The following is a 16,820-nucleotide window of genomic DNA, read 5'->3' as shown; positions in this document are numbered from 1 at the left end:
GCCTTGAGCGTGCTACCGAGCCCGATTCCGCACCCCCTCGAATACAGCCCGTGGGACCTCCCGGGTTGGGCCTACGAGGCGCTCGACTGGGTGGTCGGCGTGGAATGGCCGGAGGGAAACGAACGCGCCGTCTGGGACCTCGCCGACAAGTGGTACGCCATGGCGGGTGCCCTGGCCGGCCCGCGCGACGACGCGATCACCGCCGCCACCGAGGTCCGCAGCGGATACGGCGGGGTGGGAGCGGTCCCGGAGGCGTTCGAGGCGGCCTGGCGGCGGCTGGCCGAGGGGGACGAAGCCCCGTTGCCGGTGCTGCTCGCGGCCAGCACCGACCTGGGGCGGCTGGTCGAGGAGTGCGGCTGCGACATCGAGGCCGCCAAGATCGAAGTGTGGATCGAGCTCGGTCTCCTGGTCGTCGAGTTGCTCGCCCTCGCCGTCGCCGCCGCGCTCACCGCCGGGGCCGCCTCCCCGGCCGCGGGTGCGGCGGTCACCGCCAGCCGACTCGTGATCCAGAACATCTTCCGTCGGCTGATGGCGCGACTGGCCGACAAGGCGCTCCGGCAGGGGCTCAAGGAAGCGGGCGAGCGGGCCGTCAAGGAGGTGGCCAGGGGCGGAGTGCGCGGGCTCGGCAGGCAGGCGGTCAAGGGGGGTCTGTTCGAGGCCGGGCAGGAGGCCGGCGTCAGTCTGGCGACGCAGGCGTACCAGAATTCCGCCGGTCGCCGGCACGGCCTCGACCTGGCCGACCTCGGTGCGTCGGCGCTCGGTGGGCTGGCCGGTGGCGCGGTCGCGCCGCTGGCGGGTCTGGGACGGCACGCCACCGGCCGGGCGGCCCGGATCGGCGAGCACTTCGGCCGAGAGATGACCGGTGAGGTGCTGGCGGAGGGCGCGGCGGGCCTGGTCACCGGCCAGGGAGCGATGTCGCTGGAGGATGCGACCCGGGCCGCCGTCTCCGGAGTCAGCGGGTCGGCGACCGGGCAGGCGGACGCCGCGCTGCACGCCCGGCTGCGCTCACTGACCGATGCATCCCCATTGTCCGCCGGTCTTCCGGCCCCACCACTGCCGCCTCCGGCCGTGGGTGACCAGACAACGCCGTCTGTCGGCGCGTCCGGGCCGGGACAGGCGGTGGCGGCCGGGTCGGTCGTCGGGACCGGTGGCGGACCAGGCGCTGGTGTCGAGACGCCGTTACCACACGATCTGCCGGTGACGACCGACCACGGTCGCGCCACCGCCCTCGGCCAGTTCGACAGGCAGGCGGAACCCGCCCCGGCGGCATATCCGCCTCCACCCGGGCCGGCCGCCCACCTCTCCGCCGATGCTGCCGCACCGCCGGCCGTCGTCGAGTCGGTGGCGTCCAGCCCCACTCTGTCATCGGCCACCGCGGATCAGTTGGCCTCCCCACCCCTGGCGGATCAGCCAGCCTCCCCACCCCTGGCAGGTCGGCCCGTCGAGACGGTCACGACGACGACCGCTGCGGTCACCGCACCGCCCGGTGCCGACACCGCACAGGCCGGTGCGGCCGCGACCGTGACGACAGCGGGCGGACCGACGTCGGGTCCCCCGAACCACGGCGGCGCACCGGTCGCGGGGCCGCACACCCCGCCGACCGCCCGCGACCCGGGTCCACCGGGCATCGACGACAGCGACGTCGACCGACAGGGTGCCAGGCGGTTCCCGCTCCTGGAGGCGCTGGCACCGGCCCCGGTCGTCTCGCCCGCTCCCGTCCTCTCGCCCGCTCCCGAGCCGATCGCCTCTACACCGTCCGCAGGCGACGGGCCACCGCGCCCGAGAACACCGCAGTGGTACGCCGCCAAGTGGGCGGCGGAACGGGAAGCGCTCGAACGGCGTCGCTACCAGGGTTACTTCGAGTCGCAGCGGCACTGGTTCGAGGACCGGCGGCGAAGAGACAACGCCGGTTTCCGCAGGGAGGTCGCTCGTGAGCACGAAGCCAGGGCACATCGGGCCGCCCGTCGTGCGATTCAGCTGCAGCGTGAAGGCCGTCTTGAGATGGCCGGCTGGTACCAGCAGATCGCGAACCTGGAACAGGCCGACAGCTACCGAGAGCTGGACCTGGCCGACGCGATCAGCAACGGTTCGATTGCCCCGGAAGACACCTTCGTCGAGGATCCTGATGACTTCCACCGCATCAACGACGATGTTGCCGAGTTGGCGAGGGGTGCGGTCGAGACGGGTGACCGGTCGGCGCTGAGCGGTGACGACGATCCGCCGCCCATCGACCGCTCCCGCCGGTACGGGGAGGTCGGTGGACTGCGTCCTCCGCTCGCCCTGCACCAGACCGACCTCGAACGGCAGTTGCCCCGGCATCCGGACGGCAGCGTGGTGCGTACCGCAGACCCCCGGCAGGGCGGGTGGTTCGCGCTGGCCAACGACGGTGGGCCACAGGCCGATCCGACCCGGGGCATCAACTGCCTGGACTGCACCCTGTCCCTGTACGAGACGTGGCTGCACGGTCGGCCCAGGGTTGCCGCGCCTCGTACCTTCGACGGATATCTGCAGGGCGACGTCCGGCGTCCGGTCAATGGCGAGACCGGCGGACCCGGCCGGGTCGAGGAAGTCACCGGCGGACGGTTCCAGAAGCTGTTCGCCGTCGACGAGGGCGGTACACCCGGGCCGGCAGCCCTGCGCCGGTCCGTCGAGCGGGGCTACCGCAACCTGCACGACCAGCTCGTCCTCGGCGGTCACGGCAGCTACGCCTTCCTGATCACCGAGTGGGAGGACGGCGGCTCGCACGCCTGGGTGGCGCTCAACCAGAACGGCACGGTGCTCTACCTCGACCCGCAGTCGGGAGCGGTGCACGACCGTCCGCTCTATGCACATGCCGGTCGGCGGCACCCCGACAACGTCGTCGGCGTCGACGCGTTGATCCTCGGCGGTGACGGCCGACCGATGCCGTTGGGCGGACTGGCCCGGGGGCGGTTCAGCGTCCATCCCGACCTGCCCGACCACCCGCCGGCACCCGACGACGAACAGGGGTACGGCGACCCGTACCTCAACCGGATGCACCTGCTCGACGGGCATGGATCTGCCGAGCAGGTGGGACCAGCGGGCGGGAACCCCGAGCGACCGCCGGCACCTGCCGGCCACCATGCCGACGAGGAACCGCAGCGGGTGGCCGATCAATCACCAGGAGGCCCTGCCGACCGGTTGCGTGAGCTGCTGTCCAGCGGTGCCGGCCTCGATGCCGTCCTCAGCGCCGGTCTGCCGCCCGCAGAGATCGCCGCGGGCGCCGACGCTTCGACCATCCGACGGCTCGTCCCGCATCTGGACGAGGCCGGCGCGGCGGACGTGGCGAGGCTGCTCGGCGATTCGAGGGTCCTGCGGATGCTGGACGAGACCTGGCGCAACCCGCCCGACGGTCAACGAGCCCTCGCCCTGACACTCGTACGACAGTTGACGCAGCGACCAGAACTCGCCCGCATGATCCTGACGACACCCGAACTGGCCAACTCGCTGACCGCACGCCCGCTGACGCTGCACCATCTCGCCGCACATCCAGCAGCAGTCGATGCACTCGGCTCGCTGCTCGACGAGGTGGCTGTGAGGGATGCGGACACCATTGCCAGGCAACAACCACCGGTACCCCTGCCGACACCGCTCTCTCCGGAGCAGCTTCTGGTCAGTGCCAGTGTCGTGACCACCGGCGAGGATGTCCGGCAGCCCGGGTTCGATCGTCGTCGTGCGGTGGACCCGGCCTATCGGGCGACATACCTGGATTCGCTGTATGCCGCCGCTGCGGTGGCTCAACTGGAGTTGAACAAACTCGCCGTCGACCTGACGTACGACGGTGGCGGGGTCGTCGGCTCGGCTGGCTGGCGGCGAGGCCCGAAGGATCGCCAGCGGGCCGAGGACAAGGTCCGTAAGTATCGGGGTGACGTGTCCCGGCTACGGGACCTTGCCGGTGCCAAGGTGGAGTTCCAGTCCCTGCACGATCTCTATCGCGCCCTTGACCGCCTGCGAAGCTATCCCGAAGCCCGGATCGTGCGTTGCGAGGATAGATTCGTCGTCCCGCAGGAGAGTGGTTACCGGGATGTGCAGCTCGTTCTTGAGATGACGAACGGCCATCTCGCCGAGTTCCGGCTGCACCTGGCGGCGCTCGATGAGGTGGCCGCCTGGGAGCATGCCCTCTATGAGGTCCGCCGTGACCTGGATAGCCTTGCTCGTCAGGACGGCCGGACCCTCACCGGGGTGGAGTGGGCACTCGTGACCAGCATTCTGCGTCAGCAGCAACAGTTGTTCTGGCGCGCGTTGATGTCGACACTCGGGGAGACATGATGTCCGCCATGGGCGCAGGCGGGGACCTGCCGGCCTACTACTCCTACTACGACTCTCCCGTGAAGGTCGTCGCGGCGGAGGACGGGTCCCCGCAGGTGTGCCGCATCGCCATGGAGACGGGCGGGTGGCAGCGGGACGACAGCATCCTTGACGAGCTCGTGTTCGCCACCGCTGGTGAGATCTCGAAGCGTTCGGCTGAAGAGTTCGTGCAGGACGTGGAGAGGTACAGGTCGGACTATCTGTCCGGCGACGGGCCGGTGTTCGCTCTGTACGAGACTGCAGCGGCGATTCTCGATTCGGCTCGGCGCGAGCGGCGCAGTCCGACCGCCAAGGAACAGGCGATCGTGCGGGGTATCAGGCGGAGGACATTTGTGATGTTCGAGGAGGCGCTCCGCTCCGCCGGGGATTCGGCTGCTGATCCGGATCTCGGCGGGTGAGGTGGGTGCCAGGGTTGGTCTGCTGGTGAAAAGGGTGATTTGCGGTGTTCACATAGGATGAAGCGATGACGGACCCCGCTGCCAAGACACGTCGGACCACCGCCTGGGTGTCTGGCCTGGTCATCGGCGTCATCGTCGGATGGATCCTGTTCCAGGACGCCGTCGGCGTGGCGTTCGGGATCTCCATCGGCATCGCCTTCGCCGTCGCCTTCGGTGCCTTCGACAGGAAGAAGGAAGAGCAGGACGGGCGCGACGGTGGGCCGAGCTGAGCCGGCCCGGCGGCCGGAGCGACACCACGGCACCGGGCCGCAGGAGTTGACGGTCGCCGAGGCGGTGGCCGTACAGGATCGGTTGCGGCCCCGCGCGGACCTGGTCGGGCCGGGTCCCCGTCGGCCCGCGACGGTGGCCGGCCTCGACGTGGCGTACGCGGAGGATGGTGACCTGCTTGCCGCAGCCGTGACCGTGCTCGACGCCGCGACCCTGGAGGTGGTGGACAAGGCGGTCAGTGTCGGCCGGCCCTCCTTCGGGTACGTGCCGGGGCTGTTCGCCTTCCGGGAGCTGCCGGCGTTGCTGGCCGCTCTTGACCGGCTGACGACCCGTCCCGAGCTGCTGGTCTGTGACGGGCACGGGCTGGCCCACCCGCGTCGTTTCGGGTTGGCCTGTCACCTGGGCGTGGTGACCGGGCTCCCGGCGATCGGGGTGGGCAAGACCCCGCTGGTCGGCGAGTGGGCCGGGCCGGGTCCACGCCGGGGGGACGATGCCCCACTGGTCGACGCCGGTGAGGTGGTCGGACGGGTGCTGCGTACCCGGGACGGGGTGCGGCCGGTCTTCGTCAGCGTCGGGCATGGGATGAGTCTGGACAACGCGGTGGACCAGGTGCTCGCGTTGACGCCGCGGTACCGGCTGCCGGAGACCACCCGTACCGCGGACCGGCTCTGCCGCGACACCCTCGCCACCGCCACCGGTCCCGCCCGCACCGGCTGAGCGGACACGGCAGCCACCCGGCGACGGGTCGAGCGTCACCGATGCCCGCGGTCCCGCACCGCATCGGCGACGGCTTCGGTGCCGCCTCCCGAGGAGGGTAATGCGGCACACATGCGGGGCGCGCTGTCGACGGGTGCCCTGTTGACCTGGTAGTACCCTGACCGGCGGCCGCCGCCGGGGCGGGATGGTGAGGTGGGAGATGTCCGTGCGTCGACAGGCGGCGCGGGTGGTGACCATCGGCGCGCTGCTCAGTGGCCTGGTGGCGGTCGGCGCGCTCCCCGCGTACGCGGACGCGGACCGGGTGCGGGTCCGGGCCCCGGGTGGTTTCGCCGCCGGCGGCTCTCCGGGCGGGGTCTCGATCGAGGTGCGCAAGCGCACCGACGGGTGCGTCCTGCTGCGCACCGGTCTGGGGCTGAGCCTCACCGGGGTTACCGCAGATCAGGTGCGGGTAGAGGTGAATGTCGGGGGGCGCTGGTCCGCCGTGCCCGTCTCCGGTGACGGTGGCATGGTGCGGGTCTCCCGTACCTCGCCGGCAGAGTCGGCGTTGTGCAAGGGGAAGAGCAGCACCGTCCGTTACCGGGTGGCGTTCCTGGCCGGGGCGCCCGCGGGTCGACTGGAGGTGGTCGGTGAGGCGACGACGGCGGTCGGCCGACTGATCGGCCGGGGCGCCGACACGTCCAGGGTCGGCGGGCGGGCCGCCTCCACCCCGACCCCGAGTCCCACCCCGACCAGGAAGCCCACCTCCACCCCCACCCCCGACGCGACCATCCCCGCGACCGAGCCGGCGACCACCCAGGCCGTGCTCGCCGCCCCGCCCGCCGGCCGAGCCAGCGCCGCCGCAGAGACCTCCGGAGGATCCATGATCATGTTTGCCGGCATCGCCCTGGTGATCCTGGGCGCCGGGCTCATCGCCCTGCTGATCTTTCGGTCCCGCGCCGACCGGGCCCGTGCCGACACCGCCCACGCCGACACGGCCCGTGCCGATCTTGGCCACGCCGACCCGGGTGACTTTCCGGCCCTGCCGCAACCCCGCAACCCGGGTCCGACCACCTACCGCTCCGGGGGCGTGGTGCCAGGCCCGGCACCGACGCCATCCGGCCAGGTGTACGGGGGACAGCGGCCGTCGTCCGCGCCGGTTCGCCCCGACGGCGGGCCGCCGTCCGCGCCGATCCGCCCCGGCGGTCTGTACGGGGCGCCCGGCACCTACCCGGCCGTGACACCCACCCCGCGCCCGGCCGGCGGGGTGTACGGTGCCCGCCCGTCGTCCACCGCGCCGTCCTCGGCCCCGCCCGCTCAGGGCGGTCCGGTCTCGGCCCCGCCCGCTCAGGGCGGTCCGGTCCCGGCTCCGCCAGCCCAGGGCCGACCGGCCTCGGTGCCCTCGACCGGTGGTGACCCGACGGCGATCACGCCCCAGCTCCCCGGCTAGGAGGGGGTGGACGCCACCGCTCCGATACGCTCAGGGTCGTTGACGACCCCTGCCGAGGAGCTGAAACCGGTGTCTGACCTGTCCCAGATCGTGAAGGCGTACGACGTCCGGGGGACGGTGCCCGACCAGTGGGACGAGCGGGCCGCCGAGGCGCTCGGTGCCGCCCTCACCCAGGTGCTCAACGAGTCCGGGGAGCCGGGCGACGCCGTGCTGGTCGCGCACGACATGCGGGCCACCGGCCCGGGGCTGGCCGCCGCCTTCGCCGTCGGCGTACGGGCCGAGGGGCGGGCCGTGATCGAGTTGGGGCTGGCCTCCACCGACCTGCTCTACTACGCCTCCGGCGCGCTGGGCCTGCCCGGGGCGATGTTCACCGCCAGTCACAACCCGGCGCAGTACAACGGCATCAAGATGTGCCGCTCCGGTGCCCGCCCGATCGGTCAGGACAGCGGTCTTGCCGACATCCGGGTCCGGGCCCAGGCACTGCTGGACGCCGGCACCCGGCCGCCCGCCGCGTCGCCGGCCCCGGTCGACCGGCGCGACCTGCTCCCCGACTACGCGGCCCACCTGCGCAAGCTGGTCGATCTGTCGACCATCCGCCCGCTCAAGGTGGTGGTGGACGCGGGCAACGGGATGGGCGGCTACACGGTGCCGAGCGTGCTCGGCGACGCGGCGTTGCCGGCGCTGCCGCTGGAGATCGTGCCGCTCTACTTCGAGTTGGACGGCACCTTTCCGAACCACGAGGCCAACCCGCTCGATCCGAAGAACCTGGTCGACCTCCAGCGCGCGGTGGTGGCGCACTCCGCCGATCTCGGCCTGGCCTTCGACGGCGACGCCGACCGCTGCTTCGTGGTCGACGAGCGGGGTGAGCCGGTCTCCCCGTCGGCGATCACCGCCCTGGTCGCCGCCCGCGAGCTGGCCAAGCACCCGGGCTCCACGGTGATCCACAACCTGATCACCTCCCGGGCGGTGCCGGAGATCATCCGGGAGCACGGGGGCGTGCCGGTGGTGGCCCGGGTCGGCCACTCCTTCATCAAGGCCGAGATGGCGCGCACCAACGCGATCTTCGGCGGTGAGCACTCCGCGCACTACTACTTCCGGGACTTCTGGTTCGCCGACACCGGCATGCTCGCCGCCATGCACACCCTGGCCGCGCTGGGCGAGCAGTCCCAGCCACTGTCGCTGCTGGCCAGCGTCTACGAACGGTACGTCGCCTCCGGCGAGATCAACTCCACGGTGACCGACCAGGCCGCCCGGGTGGCCGAGGTGCGCGCCGCGTACCCGCAGGCGGAGGCCGACGAGCTGGACGGGCTCACCCTGCGCTTCCCCGACGGTGCCTGGTTCAACCTGCGCGCCTCCAACACCGAGCCGCTGCTGCGACTCAACGTGGAGGGCCCGACCGAGGAGCGGATGACCTCGCTGCGCGACGAGGTGCTGGAACGGGTTCGCCGATAAGATCCCCTCCGCCGGTCGGCACCGCCGACCGGCACAGACCACACACGTGGAAGGAGCCGCGCCGTGGCCCTGGACCCGCAGTTGCTCGAGATCCTCGCCTGCCCGGACACACACCACGCACCGCTGGACTACGACGCTCAGGCCCAGACCCTCACCTGCACGCAGTGCGGTCGCATCTTCGAGGTGCGTGACGACGTGCCGGTGCTGCTGCTGGACGAGGCGCGCGGCGGGCCGGAGGCGCAGCGGTGATGGACGGAACGGCCGGCGTCAGTGGCCGGCGGGTGGCCAACGAATCGATGCTTGACGACCCGGACGCGGTCGCCAGCCACGACCCGGGTGGCATGCTGCGCTTCACCGCCTCGGCCGGGGCCCAGGTGCGGGAGTCCGCCGCGCTGGCCGCCGAGGCCAACCTGGCGCTGCTGGAGGACGAGGGCCGCCCCCGGGCGGTAGTCATCGCCGGCATCGGCACCGCCGGGCGTACCGGGGACGTGCTCGCCACGGTCGCCGGGCCGCGCTGCCCGGTGCCGGTCATCCCGCATCGCAGCGCCGGGGTGCCCGGCTGGGTCGGCGCGGCCGACGTGGTGATCGCGGTCAGCGCGTCCGGTCGCAGCCCGGAGGCGTTGGGTGCCGCCGAGGCCGCGCACCGCCGGGGTGCCCGGCTGGTCGCGGTCGGCGCCCCCGACTCGCAGTTGCAGTCGGTGGCCGAACGGGCCAGGGCACCGTTCATCCCGGTGCCCCGTCGCGCCCCGGCCCGCGCCAGCCTCTGGGCGCTCACCGTGCCGGTTCTGCTCGCCGCCCGTACGCTCGGCCTGGTGAAGGTCAACGAGGCGGATCTGGCCGAGACGGCGGCCCGGCTGGACGCCGACGCCGACCGGTGCCGGTCGACCGCCGAGTCCTTCGTCAACCCGGCGAAGTCGCTGGCCCTGGGGCTGGCCGGGTCGATCCCGATCGTCTGGGGTTCGTCCCCGCTGGCCACCGTGGCGGCCCGCCGGTTCGGCGACACGCTGTCGGCCAACGCCCGCTACCCGGTGGTCACCGGGGCGTTGGGTGAGGCCGGCCGGGGCCGGGTCGGCCTGCTCGACGGCGTCTTCGGCGGCCTGGTGGAGTCGACCCGGGACATCTTCGCCGACGCGGACGAGGCCGAGCCCGACCCGACCCGGTTGCGGCTGGTGCTGCTGCGCGACGGTGGCCTCAACGCCGACGACGACACCGACGAGCCGCTCGCCGTCGAGGAGCGCCGCGCCGACGCGGTACAGACCCTCGCGGAGCGGCGCGGCGTGCGCTGCGACGTGGTCACCGCCGAGGGTGGTTCCGCGCTGGAACGGCTCGCCTCGCTCATCGCGGTGCCCGACTTCGCGTCGATCTATCTGGCCCTGGCCCATGGGCTGGACCCGATGGCCGTTCCGGCCGTCACCGAGATGAAGGAGCTGTCGAACCAGTGAACGGACGCAGGGACCGCGCCATCGGGCTTAGGAGTGCGGCGTCCCACGTCGCCGCGTCGCGCGGCGGGGTGGCGGCGTGAGCGCGAACGGCGGGACCAAGGCGATCATCGCCGCCCTGCTGGCGAACGTCGGCATCGCGATCACCAAGTTCATCGCGTTCCTGCTGACGAGCTCTTCGTCGATGCTGGCGGAGTCGATCCACTCGGTGGCCGACTCGGGCAACCAGGCGCTGCTGCTGCTCGGTGGCAAGCGGGCCAAGCGGGCGGCCACCCCGGAGCACCCCTTCGGGTACGGCCGGGAGCGCTACATCTACGCGTTCATCGTGTCGATCGTGCTGTTCAGCCTCGGTGGTCTCTTCGCGCTCTACGAGGCGTGGCACAAGGCGTCCGACCCGCACCCGATCACCGCGTGGCAGTGGGTGCCGGTGACGGTGCTGCTGGCCGCCATCGTGATGGAGGGCTTCTCGTTCCGTACCGCGATCAAGGAGTCCAACCACACCCGGGGCAACCAGTCCTGGGTGAACTTCATCCGCCGGGCGAAGGCGCCGGAGCTGCCGGTGGTGCTGCTGGAGGACTTCGGCGCGCTGGTCGGTCTGGTGCTCGCGTTGTTCGGCGTGGGGCTCACGCTGATCACCGGCAACGGCATGTGGGACGCCGCCGGCACCGCGATGATCGGTGTACTGCTGGTGATCATCGCGATCGTGCTGGCGATCGAGACGAAGAGCCTGCTGCTCGGTGAGGGTGCCGACCCGGGCGACCTGGCGACCATCGAGCGGGCCGTCACCGGCGGCCCGGAGGTCGAGCGGATCATCCACATGAAGACGCTCTACCTCGGCCCGGAGGAGCTGATGGTGGCCGCCAAGATCGGCGTCCCGGCGTGTGAGAGCGCCGAGGAGCTGGCCAGGGGGATCAACGCGGTCGAGGCGCGGATCCGCGCGGCCGTGCCGATCGCCCGGGTGATCTACCTGGAGCCGGACATCTACAGCGTCGCCGCCGAGCGGGCGGGCACCGGAACGGCCGCGCCGACCGCGGTGGTATCCCCGGCGACCGAGTCGGACGAGGTGGCCGGTCGGGCCGGAGGCTGACCGTGGAACTGCTGCACGGGTCGATCCGCGACTACGCCTGGGGATCCCGCTCCGCGATCGCCGAGCTGCAGGGGCGACCGGTGCCCAGCGCCGGCCCGGAGGCGGAACTGTGGCTGGGCGCCCACCCGGGCGGCCCGGCCACGGTCGACCGCGGCGGCGAGCGGGTGAACCTGACCGACCTGCTGGTCGCCGAGCCGGGTCACTGGCTCGGCGACCGGCTGGTCGGCCGGTTCGGCACCCGACTGCCGTTCCTGGTGAAGGTGCTCGCCGCGGACGCCCCGCTGAGTCTCCAGGCCCACCCGGACGCCGAGCAGGCCCGCGCCGGCTACGCGGCCGAGCAGGCCCGGGGCGGGCACGCGGCCGAGGCGGGCCGGGCGGAGGGGCCGCGCAACTACGTCGATCCGTACCACAAGCCGGAGTTGCTTGTCGCGTTGACACCGTTCGACGCGCTCTGCGGGTTCCGTGACCCGGGGGTGTCGGCGACGGCGTTGGCCGGGTTCGGCGTACCGGAGTTGTCGCCGGTGGTGGCCGCGTTGCGGGCCGGGCCGGCGGGGCTGAGGGAGGCCGTACGCGCGCTGCTGAGCTGGCCGGACGTGGACCGTGCCGGGCTGATCGACGCGGTGCGCACGGCGGACGTCGCCGGGCCGGATGCGGAACTGGCCCGGGAGTTGTCGGCCCGCTACCCGGCCGACCCGGGGGTGCTCGTGGCGTTGCTGCTGCACCATGTGCGGCTGACGCCGGGGGAGGCGATCTGGATGCCGGCCGGCAACCTGCACGCCTACCTGCACGGCACCGGGGTGGAGATCATGGCGGCCAGTGACAACGTGCTGCGTGGCGGGCTCACCCCGAAGCACGTGGACGTCGACGAGTTGCTGCGGGTGCTGCGTTTCGAGGTGCTCGACGATCCGGTGGTCGTCGCCTGTCCGGTCATGCCCGGCGTGGTGCGCTGGCCGGTGCCGGTGGACGAGTTCGCGCTGCACCGGGTGACTGTGGACGCGGCCGGGCCGCAGGTGCGGTTGCCGCTGCCGGGCCCCCGGGTGGTGCTCTGCCACCGGGGCAGGGTCGCGGTGGACGACGGGGCCGGCGCGGTGACGCTCGGGCCGGGACAGGCCGCCGTGGGCGCGGCCACCGCGACGACCCTGGTCGTCTCAGGTACGGGTGAGGCGTTCGTCGCCACCTGCGGCGCCTGACGGTACGGACAGCCGACAGCCCGCAGCCCGCAGCCCGCAGCCCGCAGCCCGCAGCGGGGCGGGGCGGGGCGGGGCGGTCAGATCGTTGTCGGCAGCGAAAAATCATAGAAACCCCGACACGCCACAAATCCGACTTTCCGGAATTGGCGTGATAGCGCCATGGCTTAGGGTAACTTCATGTGTGCGCAGCGTTGTCGTGACGAAGGTCCGGCGGCGCGCGGGGGAACCAAACCGGGGGGATGCACGGGGCGGTCGGCAGGTGGGCGGAGTTTCCGTCCGACGCCGGCCGCCCCGCGCGCTGTCCGGGCACCGACCGTCCCGTGCGCTGTCCGGCACCCACCGCCGTGCGTCGTTCCGGGGACGGCCCGCCGTGCATCCCTCGGATGCGCGTAAGGTGGATGGTTGCGCAGCCATCGTTCGACAGGAGCCTTCATGACCAGCACCCTCCCGGCGTCATCCAGCGACGCCCGGCCGAGCGCCCTCGCCGAGGGCGACTACAAGGTGGCGGATCTGTCGCTCGCCGAGTTCGGGCGCAAGGAGATCCGCCTCGCCGAGCACGAGATGCCCGGCCTGATGGCGATCCGCCGTGAATTCGCCGACGCCCAGCCGCTCGCCGGCGCCCGGATCACCGGTTCGCTGCACATGACCATCCAGACGGCCGTCCTGATCGAGACCCTGGTCGCCCTCGGCGCGCAGGTCCGCTGGGCGTCCTGCAACATCTTCTCCACCCAGGACCACGCCGCCGCGGCCATCGTGGTCGGCCCCGAGGGCACCCCCGAGGCACCGGCCGGCGTCCCGGTCTACGCCTGGAAGGGCGAGAGCCTCCAGGAGTACTGGTGGTGCACCGAGCAGGTGCTCGCCTGGCCGGACGGCCAGGGCCCGAACATGATCCTGGACGACGGCGGTGACGCCACCCTGCTGGTCCACAAGGGCGTCGAGTTCGAGAAGGCCGGGGTCGTCCCGCCTGTCGAGTCCGCCGACTCCGAGGAGTTCGCGGTCATCCTCGAGGTGCTGCACCGCAGCCTCGCCGAGGACAACCAGCGGTGGACCCGGATCGCCGCCGGCATCAAGGGCGTCACCGAGGAGACCACCACCGGCGTGCACCGGCTCTACGAGATGCACCGGGCCGGCACCCTGCTCTTCCCGGCGATCAACGTGAACGACTCGGTGACCAAGAGCAAGTTCGACAACAAGTACGGCTGTCGGCACTCGCTGATCGACGGCATCAACCGGGCCACCGACGTGCTGATCGGCGGCAAGATGGCAGTCGTGCTCGGCTACGGCGACGTGGGCAAGGGCTGCGCCGAGTCGCTGCGCGGCCAGGGCGCCCGGGTCGTGGTGACCGAGGTCGACCCGATCTGCGCCCTCCAGGCGGCGATGGACGGCTACCAGGTCGCCACCCTGGAGGACGTGGTCGAGCAGGCCGACATCTTCATCACCGCGACCGGCTGCTTCGACGTGATCACCAACGAGCACATGGCCCGGATGAAGCACCAGGCCATCGTGGGCAACATCGGCCACTTCGACAACGAGATCGACATGGCCGGCCTGATGAAGCGCTCGGACGTCACCCGGGAGAACATCAAGCCGCAGGTCGACGTGTGGCGCTTCGACGACGGTCACGCCATCATCGTGCTCTCCGAGGGCCGCCTGCTGAACCTGGGCAACGCCACCGGTCACCCGAGCTTCGTGATGTCGAACTCGTTCGCCAACCAGACGATCGCGCAGATCGAGCTGTTCACCAAGACCGACGAGTACCCGACCGGCGTCTACGTGCTCCCCAAGCACCTGGACGAGAAGGTCGCCCGGCTGCACCTGGGTGCGCTGGGCGCCCGGCTGACCGAGCTGACCAAGGAGCAGGCCGCCTACCTCGGCGTCTCCACGGAGGGCCCGTTCAAGCCGGAGCACTACCGCTACTGAGCACCGCGCCTGACGAGGGAGGGGGCCGACCGCGACATGGCCGGCCCCCTCCCTCGTGTCGAGGTCAGGGTGCGTCGGGTCTGCGGCGGGCCGGGCGGATCCAGGTCCACACGCACCAGACGAGCCAGGCGAGGGAGACCGCCACGGCCAGCGGGCGCAGCCGGAGCGCGTTGAGGACGAGCACCAGCGTGAGTACGCCCAGCCACGGGCCGAAGCCCTTCACCGGCGGTGTCCCGGCCGACGGTGGTGAAGCGCACCCGGGGCGGGCGAACCGGCCGGTGGGCGGCGGAGGGGGCTGCGCAGCGCGTCGGGCATGACCGTCCTGTCCTGGGGAACACCTGGGATCGTGTCACGTCGGGCGGCGGTGGGACACCCCTCGGCAGGCTCTCCGAGCGCTGCTCCCGACCAGGGTGAACCTTGTCATGAACGACTTGACGTGGCCCTCGATCAGGAGGAAGGTATGGCTGCCCTAAGTTACCTGAGGCATGCCTGACCACCACACGGAGTACCGATGTTCGCCACGTACCTGATCGGCCTGCGGGAGGGCCTGGAGGCGACGCTCGTCGTCAGCATCCTGATCGCCTTTCTGGTCAAGTCGCAGCGCCGCGACCGGCTACCCCAGGTGTGGGCCGGCGTCGGGCTCGCCGTGGCGCTCTCGATCCTCTTCGGCTGGCTCATCGAGTACACCTCGACCTCGCTGCTGGCCCGCTCCGAGGACCGGGAGCTGTTCGAGGCGGTCACCTCGGTGGCCGCCGTGGTCTTCGTGACCTGGATGATCTTCTGGATGCGCCGGGCCGCCCGGACGATCGCCGGCGAGCTGCGCGGCAAACTGAGCGAGGCGCTCGCCGTCGGTTCCCTAGCGGTGGCCGGGATGGCCTTCCTCGCGGTGATCCGGGAGGGTCTGGAGACCGCCCTGATCTTCTACTCGGCGGCGCAGAGCGCGACCGGGGGCACCGGCTCCGGGCCGCTGCTGGCCCTGGTCGGCGGCATCGCCACCGCCGTCGGGATCGGCTTCCTGATCTACCGCAGCGCCCTGCGGATCAACCTGTCGACGTTCTTCACCTGGACGGGCGCGCTGTTGATCCTGGTCGCCGCCGGCATCCTCAAGTACGGCGTGCACGACTTCCAGGAGGCCGGGGTGCTGCCCGGCCTCAACGACCTGGCCTTCGACATCACCGGTGTGCTCGACCCCAGCACCTGGTACGCCGCCCTGCTCGCCGGCATGTTCAACATCACCGCCGCGCCGAGCGTGCTGGAGACGGTGGCCTGGGTGGCGTACGCCGTACCGGTGCTTGTGCTGTTCCTGCGTCGACCGGCGACCCCCGCGAAGCCCGTGCCGGCCGACGCACCCGAGCGACCCGCCACCCCCGACACCACCGCGCAGCCGGCCGGGTCGCGGCGCGTCTGATCCACCGCCCTCTGCGAGGAGACAAGCAACATGCGTACCACCCGTTTCCTGGTGCCCGCCGCCGTCGGCGCGCTGGCCCTCACCGGTGTCACCGCCTGCGGTGCCAAGGACGACCGGCAGGACGCCGGCACCGGCAACACGGTCAAGGTCAAGGCCACCGACAGCGTGTGCGAGGTCGACGTGACCGAGCTGGACGCCGGCCAGGCGACGTTCACGGTGACCAACTCCGGCAGCAAGGTCAACGAGTTCTACGTCTATGCCGCCGGTGACCGGGTGATGGGCGAGGTGGAGAACATCGCCCCCGGGCTCAGCCGGGAGCTGCGGGTGGAGCTGCCCGCCGGGACGTACGAGACGGCCTGCAAGCCGGGGATGAGCGGCCGGGGCATCCGGGGCGCGCTGAAGGTCAGCGGCACCGCCGCGACCGTCGCCCCGGACGCCGCGCTGACCGAGGCCACCGCCAGCTACCAGCGGTACGTGACCAGCCAGACCGCCGCCCTGCTCACCAAGACCGAGGAGTTCGTCGCCGCGGTCAAGGCCGGCGACGTGCCGAAGGCCAAGGCGCTGTACCCGGTGGCCCGCACCTACTGGGAGCGGATCGAGCCGGTCGCGGAGAGCTTCGGCGACCTCGACCCCAAGATCGACGGTCGGGAGGAGGTGGTCGAGGAGGGCATGGAGTTCACCGGCTTCCACCGCATCGAGAAGGACCTCTGGACCACCGGCGACATCAGCAAGGACGGTCCGATCGCCGACCGGCTGCTGGCCGACGTCAAGGAGATCGTGGCACGGGCCAACGCCGAGAAGCTCACCCCGCTCCAGCTCGCCAACGGGGCCAAGGCACTGCTCGACGAGGTGGCCAGCGGCAAGATCACCGGCGAGGAGGAGCGGTATTCGCACACCGACCTCTGGGATTTCAACGCCAACCTGGAGGGCTCCAAGGCGGCCGTCGCCGCGCTGCGCCCGGCGCTGGAACAGCGCGCCCCGGAGCTGGTCGCCCAGCTCGACAAGGAGTTCGCCAACGTGGAGGCGGCGCTCGGCAAGCACCGCGACGGCGACGGCTGGAAGCTGCACACCCAGCTGAGCAAGGCCGAGCTCAAGGAGCTGTCGGACAGCATCAACGCCCTCGCCGAGCCGATCAGCAAGGTCGCCGCCGCCGTCGCCAGGTGACGACGGGTCAGCAAGGTCGCCGCCGC

Annotated in this window: 14 protein-coding genes; 13 read left to right on the top strand and 1 reads right to left on the bottom strand. The window is 71.8% G+C overall.

What is annotated here, in order from left to right; genetic code table 11:
- Positions 1 to 9 precede the first annotated feature (9 nt).
- From OHQ87_RS19710 to ahcY, 11 genes are all read left to right on the top strand, one after another.
- Positions 10 to 4,287, top strand: a complete 4,278-nt coding sequence (locus OHQ87_RS19710; protein WP_328348914.1) for a toxin glutamine deamidase domain-containing protein — start codon at positions 10 to 12, stop codon at positions 4,285 to 4,287.
- The gene (locus OHQ87_RS19705) at positions 4,287 to 4,724 is read left to right on the top strand and encodes a hypothetical protein (protein ID WP_328339904.1); all 438 of its coding nucleotides are present in this window, start codon (positions 4,287 to 4,289) and stop codon (positions 4,722 to 4,724) included. The genes OHQ87_RS19710 and OHQ87_RS19705 overlap by 1 nt, the downstream gene beginning before the upstream one ends.
- 65 nt (positions 4,725 to 4,789) lie before the next feature.
- Positions 4,790 to 4,993, top strand: coding sequence for a hypothetical protein (locus OHQ87_RS19700; protein WP_328339902.1), 204 nt, complete (start codon positions 4,790 to 4,792; stop codon positions 4,991 to 4,993).
- A 46-nt stretch (positions 4,994 to 5,039) separates the two neighbouring features.
- On the top strand, positions 5,040 to 5,708 hold the full coding sequence (gene nfi, locus OHQ87_RS19695) for a deoxyribonuclease V (RefSeq protein WP_328348913.1): 669 nt from the start codon (positions 5,040 to 5,042) through the stop codon (positions 5,706 to 5,708).
- A 199-nt stretch (positions 5,709 to 5,907) separates the two neighbouring features.
- Positions 5,908 to 7,134: a hypothetical protein gene (locus OHQ87_RS19690; RefSeq protein ID WP_328339900.1), complete on the top strand. Its 1,227-nt coding sequence runs from the start codon at positions 5,908 to 5,910 to the stop codon at positions 7,132 to 7,134.
- A gap of 69 nt (positions 7,135 to 7,203) precedes the next feature.
- Positions 7,204 to 8,586: a phosphomannomutase/phosphoglucomutase gene (locus tag OHQ87_RS19685; protein ID WP_328339898.1), complete on the top strand. Its 1,383-nt coding sequence runs from the start codon at positions 7,204 to 7,206 to the stop codon at positions 8,584 to 8,586.
- Positions 8,587 to 8,649: 63 nt separating this feature from the next.
- On the top strand, positions 8,650 to 8,835 hold the full coding sequence (locus OHQ87_RS19680; protein ID WP_088642951.1) for a Trm112 family protein: 186 nt from the start codon (positions 8,650 to 8,652) through the stop codon (positions 8,833 to 8,835).
- Positions 8,832 to 10,028, top strand: coding sequence for an SIS domain-containing protein (locus OHQ87_RS19675; protein WP_328339894.1), 1,197 nt, complete (start codon positions 8,832 to 8,834; stop codon positions 10,026 to 10,028). The genes OHQ87_RS19680 and OHQ87_RS19675 overlap by 4 nt, the downstream gene beginning before the upstream one ends.
- 76 nt (positions 10,029 to 10,104) lie before the next feature.
- Positions 10,105 to 11,112 carry a cation diffusion facilitator family transporter gene (locus OHQ87_RS19670; protein WP_328339892.1) on the top strand — a complete coding sequence of 336 codons (1,008 nt, stop codon included), beginning with the start codon at positions 10,105 to 10,107 and terminating at the stop codon, positions 11,110 to 11,112.
- Between the two features lie 2 nt (positions 11,113 to 11,114).
- Positions 11,115 to 12,302 carry a mannose-6-phosphate isomerase, class I gene (gene manA, locus OHQ87_RS19665; RefSeq protein WP_328339890.1) on the top strand — a complete coding sequence of 396 codons (1,188 nt, stop codon included), beginning with the start codon at positions 11,115 to 11,117 and terminating at the stop codon, positions 12,300 to 12,302.
- A gap of 432 nt (positions 12,303 to 12,734) precedes the next feature.
- A complete protein-coding gene (gene ahcY / locus OHQ87_RS19660) occupies positions 12,735 to 14,222 on the top strand; it encodes an adenosylhomocysteinase (protein WP_328339888.1) in 1,488 nt (495 codons plus the stop codon).
- A gap of 64 nt (positions 14,223 to 14,286) precedes the next feature.
- On the opposite strand, the gene OHQ87_RS19655 is transcribed toward ahcY, so the two are convergent.
- Positions 14,287 to 14,445 (bottom strand): hypothetical protein, encoded by a 159-nt coding sequence (locus OHQ87_RS19655; protein ID WP_328339886.1) that lies wholly within the window; start codon positions 14,443 to 14,445, stop codon positions 14,287 to 14,289.
- Between the two features lie 288 nt (positions 14,446 to 14,733).
- Between OHQ87_RS19655 and efeU the strand changes: the two genes are divergently transcribed.
- Positions 14,734 to 15,630 (top strand): iron uptake transporter permease EfeU, encoded by an 897-nt coding sequence (efeU, locus tag OHQ87_RS19650; RefSeq protein ID WP_328339884.1) that lies wholly within the window; start codon positions 14,734 to 14,736, stop codon positions 15,628 to 15,630.
- A 30-nt stretch (positions 15,631 to 15,660) separates the two neighbouring features.
- A complete protein-coding gene (efeO, locus tag OHQ87_RS19645; RefSeq protein WP_328339882.1) occupies positions 15,661 to 16,794 on the top strand; it encodes an iron uptake system protein EfeO in 1,134 nt (377 codons plus the stop codon).
- The last annotated feature ends 26 nt before the right edge of the window (positions 16,795 to 16,820 follow it).

The sequence above is a fragment of the Micromonospora sp. NBC_00421 genome (assembly GCF_036017915.1).
Taxonomy (GTDB): domain Bacteria; phylum Actinomycetota; class Actinomycetes; order Mycobacteriales; family Micromonosporaceae; genus Micromonospora.
Note: the sequence above shows the minus strand (reverse complement) of the source record. Positions and strands in the feature narration are given on the sequence as shown.